This is a genomic window from Marivirga sp. (assembly GCF_024636815.1).
Classification (GTDB): Bacteria; Bacteroidota; Bacteroidia; order Cytophagales; family Cyclobacteriaceae; genus Marivirga.
In genome coordinates this window covers 1-7240 of record NZ_JAGXGF010000205.1, presented here as the reverse complement: position 1 = coordinate 7240, position 7240 = coordinate 1, and the positions used below count along the sequence as shown (strand labels likewise).

Annotated in this window: 6 protein-coding genes; 5 read left to right on the top strand and 1 reads right to left on the bottom strand. The window is 34.4% G+C overall.

Going from position 1 to position 7240, the window contains the following annotated elements; genetic code table 11:
- From Q0L29_RS14705 to Q0L29_RS14685, 5 genes are all read left to right on the top strand, one after another.
- Nucleotides 1-1627 (top strand): hypothetical protein (locus Q0L29_RS14705; RefSeq protein WP_296622890.1); only part of this gene is annotated, 1627 nt, incomplete at its 5' end.
- On the top strand, nt 1614-4706 hold the full coding sequence (locus Q0L29_RS14700; RefSeq protein WP_296622888.1) for a type I restriction endonuclease subunit R: 3093 nt from the start codon (nt 1614-1616) through the stop codon (nt 4704-4706). The genes Q0L29_RS14705 and Q0L29_RS14700, both read left to right, overlap by 14 nt.
- Before the next feature lie 14 nt (nt 4707-4720).
- Nucleotides 4721-5671: a phospholipase D family protein gene (locus tag Q0L29_RS14695; RefSeq protein WP_296622886.1), complete on the top strand. Its 951-nt coding sequence runs from the start codon at nt 4721-4723 to the stop codon at nt 5669-5671.
- 7 nt (nt 5672-5678) lie between these two features.
- Nucleotides 5679-5957, top strand: a complete 279-nt coding sequence (locus Q0L29_RS14690; protein WP_296622884.1) for a hypothetical protein — start codon at nt 5679-5681, stop codon at nt 5955-5957.
- Between the two features lie 55 nt (nt 5958-6012).
- Nucleotides 6013-6678 (top strand): class I SAM-dependent methyltransferase, encoded by a 666-nt coding sequence (locus tag Q0L29_RS14685; protein ID WP_296622882.1) that lies wholly within the window; start codon nt 6013-6015, stop codon nt 6676-6678.
- Nucleotides 6679-6686: 8 nt separating this feature from the next.
- Here the strand turns inward: Q0L29_RS14685 and Q0L29_RS14680 are convergent, their stop codons facing one another.
- A complete protein-coding gene (locus Q0L29_RS14680) occupies nt 6687-6953 on the bottom strand; it encodes a hypothetical protein (RefSeq protein ID WP_296622880.1) in 267 nt (88 codons plus the stop codon).
- Nucleotides 6954-7240 lie beyond the last annotated feature (287 nt).

Sequence of the window (7240 nt, the reverse complement as noted above, 5' to 3'; positions counted from 1 at the left end):
CCAATTTATAGAATTAAGGGATTTTGGTCTGACAGATAGTTTATATATAAAAATGAATGCTAGAGGAAAACCTCTAACTGATTTCGAGAATTTTAAGGCTAAATTTGAAAAATTGTTAAAGACTTTTGACAAGCTAAATAACACAGTCCTTGCACCATATTTTGAAGATAAAATTGACACAACTTGGACTGATGTTTTTTGGGCTTTTAGAAACAAGCAAGATCATCTTTTTGATAAGGAGTTTATGAATTTTATCAGAGTTGTTGCAACAAATTCTGTAGCTGCGCAGGATGATCCCGATTTTCAAGCCCTTAAGTCGATGACCAAAGACAAAGCCGATTATGGTTTTTATGAGCTAGAAACTTATGGAGCTTTCAATAAAACCGGGATTAATGATATTATTTCTTTTCTTGATTTGATCGATAATAATGGGGTTTTCAAAAAATATCTATCCAATTCTGATATTCTTGATGAAGAAAAATTATTTCTTGATGTGTCAAATTATGATTTGACATATATCAAGAGATTACAATTTTATGCTCTTTATAAATACATTGATATAAATAAAAATTCCTCAGGTATTGAAGAATGGGTTCGAGTAATAAGAAATCTAACTTCTAATAGTGTATATCGCCAAGCTGAATCATTTGAAACAGCTGTAAAAACTATTAATCTAATGTTGCCTGAAAGTTCAAATATCTTAGCGTTCTTGAAAAATGGTAATAAGCCAAACGGTTTTTTAAAATATCAATTGGATGAAGAAGAAATAAAAGCATTTTTAATTGAGAGGTCACCGCTTTGGGAAGAAAAAATCAAAGAAATTGAAAATCATAAATACTTTAATGGTCAAATAGAATTTTTACTTGATTTTGCAGGTATTACTGAATTCTTCAAAGAAAACGGAAATTGTAATTGGGACTCCTTAGAGGATGAAAAATTTCAGGAGAAATTTGACTATTATGTGGGTAGAGCTAGAGCAGTTTTTATCGATAGTGGCTTACGTGCTTTTCCAAATTATATTTTTGAAAGAGCGCTATTATCAATTGGCAATTATACACTACCGAAGGGAAGAAATAGAAGCTTCCTAGTTGATGTTGACAGAGAGATTGGTTGGAAACGATTACTTAGAGATTCAGATAATAATAAAAGAATTTTTATAAAACTATTGTTTGATGAAATCCAAGATATAGCTAATATAGAAGATGAATTAAAAACAATAATATCTCAGTCTTCCTCTCAAGATTGGCGTAAGTATTTTATTGAATATCCTGATGTACTAAAGAAATGTGGGAAAGAAAAATTTTTCAGAGTGGATCCTTATTTAAAATATAGAGATATTCTAATTCTTGAAAAAAGACAAACTAATGGAATACATAGAGAATATTACACCTATGGGTTATGCTGTGCTCTAAGAAGATTAGGTTATGAGGTAAAATATAATACACAGAATTCTGTTGATTTAAATAAATACATATCATCTGTAAATAATCAAAGAGTCGAGATAAGTTATGATACTTCTTCGGAAGATAATGAGGGAGCATTCATTATAGAAACAGAAACTGAATATCAAAAATTTGAAGAAGAATCTGATGCAATAGATTTTTTGGCAAAAATTGAAATACTTTAATGATATGTACAGTCAAACCAACGAACAAGCATTAGAAGCAGCCATAGAAAAGCACTTAACTGGTGCTTGCTTGGAAGAATTAAAGATTCAGGGTAATAATGGTCAGGCCGTCGCAGAGCATAATGCACTTTACCAAACAGGGAAAGGCTATTTTATTGGACAACCCTCTAATTTTAATTCCCAATTTGCTCTGGATGAACAGCTTTTTTGGAACTTTTTGGAAAATACCCAAAAAGAAGAATTAGAAAAAATACAAAAACAAAGCGACTGGAAATTAAAGATCCTAAATCGGTTTGACCGGATGATCAAGAAGTATGGGGTATTACATTTGCTACGTAAAGGTTTGGAAGTAGATGATGCGCATTTCACCTTATTTTATCAGCTTCCTCTGGCAAGCAGCAGCAAAACGGTAAAAGATAATTTTGAGAAAAACAGGTTTAGCATCACCAGACAATTAAGATATTCTATAGACAATCCTCGGGAGGAAATAGACCTTGTTCTATTTATAAATGGATTACCTGTAGTAACAATGGAATTAAAAAATCCGTGGACAGGGCAAAGCGCTAAAGTTCACGGGCAGCATCAATACAAAACCCAACGTGATATAAAACAACCTTTGCTACAATTTGCACGTTGTATTGTTCACTTCGCAGTAGATACAGACGAGGCCTACATGACCACCAAACTAAATGGGAATGACACTTTTTTCTTGCCTTTTAATAAAGGGAACAAACACGGTAAGGGAAATCCGGAAATTAGTCCTGGAGAAACTGGACACAGAACTAATTATTTATGGGATGAGGTGTTTACCAGAGAAAGTTTAGCCAATATTATTCAACACTTCGTGCGTTTGGATGGAAAAAAGAAAGATCCGTTACAAACTAAAACATTGTTTTTTCCGCGATACCACCAAATGGATGTGGTTCGTAAAATAATAGATCATGCTAGTGAAAAAGGAGTAGGACAAACCTATTTAATTCAGCATTCAGCAGGCTCAGGAAAGTCTAACTCCATAACTTGGGCAGCCTATCAATTAATAGAAACCTACCCTAAAAATAAAGATACCCCGGGAATTAAGAGTTTGGAGCAACCTCTATTCGATTCGGTAATTGTAGTTACAGACAGGCGTTTGTTAGATAAACAAATACGTGAAAACATTGCCGATTTTTCTGAAGTCAAAAACATTGTAGCTCCTGCGTATTCTTCTAAAGAATTGCGGGATAGCTTAGAGCAAGGCAAAAAAATAATTATCACTACTATACAGAAATTCCCTTTTATTATTGATGGGATTGCAGATTTAAGCGACAAGCGTTTCGCAGTGATAATAGACGAAGCCCACAGTAGTCAGAGTGGATCTGCTCACGATAGCATGAATAGTGCTATGGGGCAACAAATTACAGACCCCGATGAAATGGACGCTCAAGACAAGATCGTAATGGCAATGCAAGCTCGAAAAATGCGTGGGAATGCATCTTATTTAGCTTTTACTGCGACACCAAAGCCTATTACCTTAGAAAAATTTGGTGTAAAGCAAGATAATGGAAAGTTTAAACCTTTTCATTTATACTCCATGAAACAAGCTATAGAGGAAGGATTTATTCTAGATGTCCTGGCTAATTACACCACGCTTAAAAGTTATTACGAAATAGAAAAATCTATAGAAGATAATCCCCTGTTCGATTCAGTTAAAGCACAGAAAAAATTACGGGCTTACGTAGAGCAGCATCAGGAAACCATACATACCAAGGCAGAAATTATACTGGATCATTTTATTCCTAAAATAGTAAATCAAAAAAAACTAAAAGGGAAAGCAAAGGCAATGGTAATTACACAGAGCATAGAATCTGCTATAAATTACTACAAAGCATTAAAGGCAATCCTTAAAGATAAGGGGAGCCCATTTAAAATCGCTATAGCTTTTTCTGGAGAGAAAGAATTGAAGGGCATTAAATATTCAGAAGTAGGACTAAATGGTTTTTCTGAAAAAGAAACGAGCACAAAATTTAATGAAGATGAATACAGGATATTGGTGGTTGCCAATAAATACCTGACTGGTTTTGATCAGCCTAAATTATGTGCTATGTATGTAGATAAAAAGCTGCAAGGTGTTATGGCCGTTCAAGCATTATCCAGGTTAAACAGAGCTGCAGATAAATTAGGGAAGAAAACTGAAGATATTTTTGTGTTGGATTTCTTTAATTCCACCGATGATATTAAAACCTCTTTTGACCCATTTTATACTGCAACCTCCTTAAGTGAGGCCACCGATGTTAATGTATTACACGAACTAAAAGATGTATTGGACGATGTTGGTGTTTACGAATGGGATGAAGTAGAAGACTTTACAACTCGGTTTTTTAATAAGGAAAATGCACAAGTATTAAGTCCTATAATTGAAAAAGCTGCAGAACGTTTTATTAACGAACTGAAATTAGAAGATGATGATAAAGCTGATTTTAAAATTAAGGCAAAACAGTTTGTAAAAATATATGGTCAAATGGCTGCCATTTTGCCTTTTGAAGTTGTGAAGTGGGAGAAGCTATTTTGGTTCTTGAAATTTTTGATCCCTAAGCTGCCTATTAAAGATCCAAAATTAGAAGGTCTTGATGAATTGTTAGAATCGGTAGATCTGTCTACCTATGGGATTGAGCGAGTGAAATTAAATGAGGTTATTGGATTAGATGATACTGAAACGGATGTAGATCCTCTAAACCCAAACCCTCGTGGCGCTCACGGGACAGATGAGGAAAAAGATCCTTTAGACCTGATTATAAATAGTTTCAACGAGCGTTGGTTTCAAGGTTGGGAAGCTACTCCGGAAGAGCAAAGGGTTATGTTTGTAAAGGTTGCAAAATCCATACAAGCCCATAAAGATTTTGATTTTAAAGTTGCCAGAAATTCTGATGAACAAAACAGGAATTTAGCATTTCAGAAAATTTTAGATGAGGTGGTTTCTAAAAATCGAAAACAAGGTCTTGATTTTTACCGCTTGTACACAAAGGATGATCCATTTAAGCAGGCATTTATTGATTCAATGAGGAGGATGGTGAGTGTTTCAAACAATAGAAATCAATTATAAAATAAAAATTAAATATGAGTAAATTTTTAACCGGAGAACAACTAGAAAATGTTGTTTACGATATAATATGGGATGCAGAACAAACATTGCTAATTGTCTCACCTTTTATAAAATTAGATGATTATTTTAAAAATCTCTTTAAGAAACATAAAGACAATCCCAAACTTCAAATCATTTTAGTTTTTGGAAAAAACGAAAAAAAAGTTAATAGGAGTTTAAGTAATGAAGATTTCGATTTCTTTAAGCAGTTTCCAAATGTTAGTATTATTTACGTGCCACATCTTCATGCTAAATATTATGGAAATGAAAAGAAAGGAGTAATAACATCGATTAATTTATATGATTATTCCTTCAAAAATAACATTGAATTTGGAGTTTTTTCTGAACAAAAGCTGATTAGTAAATTTACTTCTTCCGCTGATGTCGAAGCCTGGCATGAATGCATAGAGTTAGCTCATACTAATGAAGTTGTATATGTTAAGAGACCTGCTTACAGAAGTAAGAAGGGATTAATGAACTTTGGGAAAGAATTTGTTAAATCAGAAGTCTTATTTGATTCTACTGATAAATTTTATGGTTCAGGAAAATCAAATCTTGATTCAGATAAAAGATTGGATGATTTCCAAGATGAAATAGACTTGGATCAGGTTGATGATGTAAGACCGGAAAGAGTATGGGAAGAGTATAAAAAGAAACCCCTTAAGTCAAGCTCATTAAAAAAACCTTCTTCAAAGACACATTCCGAGAATGATTCAAAGAAAGGCTATTGCATTCGGACAGGTGAAGAAATAGAATTTAATCCGGAAAGACCAATGTCGCTTAAAGCTTTTAAAAAGTGGAATCAATTTCAAGATTTGGAATATAGCGAAGCATATTGTCATTTCTCAGGCGAACCGTCTAAAGGGGAAACCTCCTTTGCTAAACCCATACTGCGAAAAAACTGGAAAAAGGCAATGAATAATTGAGATAAATATGTGTCTAAATATAACTTTCCAGCAAGGCGGCATGCGCGAATTTGAAAGGACCGGGATTTATCCTGAATACCTGCTTTTCAACCTGCCCGGCACTTACCAAAGCTGGAGAATAAAAATTAAGAAAAAACCGCAACAGGGTTTTTTAAAAAGTAAAGGTATTTCAGTCTTTGAATATAGCTTTGATGGCCAATGGTGTAAATTCAGAAAAGTGAAAAGTGATGGTTCATCTTCAGAGTGGAGGGAATCTGAAAATATGAGTTTTGAGATGAGGGATTAATACCTTAGTTGAAATGAATTTCCTGAATAAATGTAGAAGGAAGGTAATTGAATCTATGACAAAGAATAAAAAGACAAAAAAGCCCTGGTCAACCAAAGATGTCATGGCTCAGATCTATGAAAAAAACTTGTGGGGTGGTAACAAATCTGAATTTTACTCTGGTTTAGGCTCACATCATTCTGAAACAGTAAATCCATATATAGCTGTAGTATCCGCTTTTCTAAAAGATTTTGAAGCTCCACCGGTAGTTTGTGATCTGGGTTGCGGTGATTTTAATATTGGTAAAGAACATGTAAAGTACTCCAAGAAATATATCGCTATAGACATAGTCCCAGCGCTCATAGCACATAATAAAAAAGAATTTCAAGATGATAATTTAGAATTTCATGCTTTAGATATTGTAAAAGATGTTCTGCCTTCGGGTGATTGCGCGATTTTAAGGCAGGTGTTGCAACATTTATCTAATGCTGAAATAAAATGTGTGGTAGAAAAATTATATGATTTTAAATATGTAATTCTAACCGAGCATTTACCGGAAGAAGATTTTGAACCCAATAAGGATATTATCTCCGGACAGGGAATCAGACTAAAAAAACAAAGTGGTGTAAACCTTTCAGCGTCACCATTTAATTTTAAGATCAAAGAGGTAAAACAGTTATTCTCTGTTGGATTCCGCGAATTGAAAGGAGTTTTAGTAACTACGTTGTACGAGGTATATTAAAGCAGAATTTAATCACACACTTGCCGAAAATATTCATAGATCATCACCATTGCTAAAGTATCCAGTTCACAGTATCGAAGCAGCGCCTTGTTAATCGCTTCTCTTTCCCCGGCAGCGAGGTCCCGGAATTGAAGTTTTTGGTAAGCAAATAATGCTGCTCCTCCATCGACTATCTCGGGGATGCTTGCCACGATCTCTTCCAGCTTTTCACTGTCCCAGCCATCAAAAACAGGAGGTAGGGCTTTATAGGGGCTTATCGCTTTGCCGTTTTCCATCTTTAAAAAGATATGATCGGTATCAAAATTCTTGCTGGTTATTCCTGTTTCTCCCAGAGGTTTTTGATACTTTTCCTGTAAATAATTACTGGACTGCAGTACGGCAGGTAAAACTGCTTTTATAGAATTGGAGCCATTGGTGCCGGGTGGATATTCCGGTGATGCTGACCCCCCGTTCCGGCCATACTGACCCCTCTAAGGATTTTGGTCAAAAAGATAAGATAATGACAATATTACAGTTTTTTTCTTAGACTTTCTCCCTTCAATTCTATTCGATGAGAGGTGTG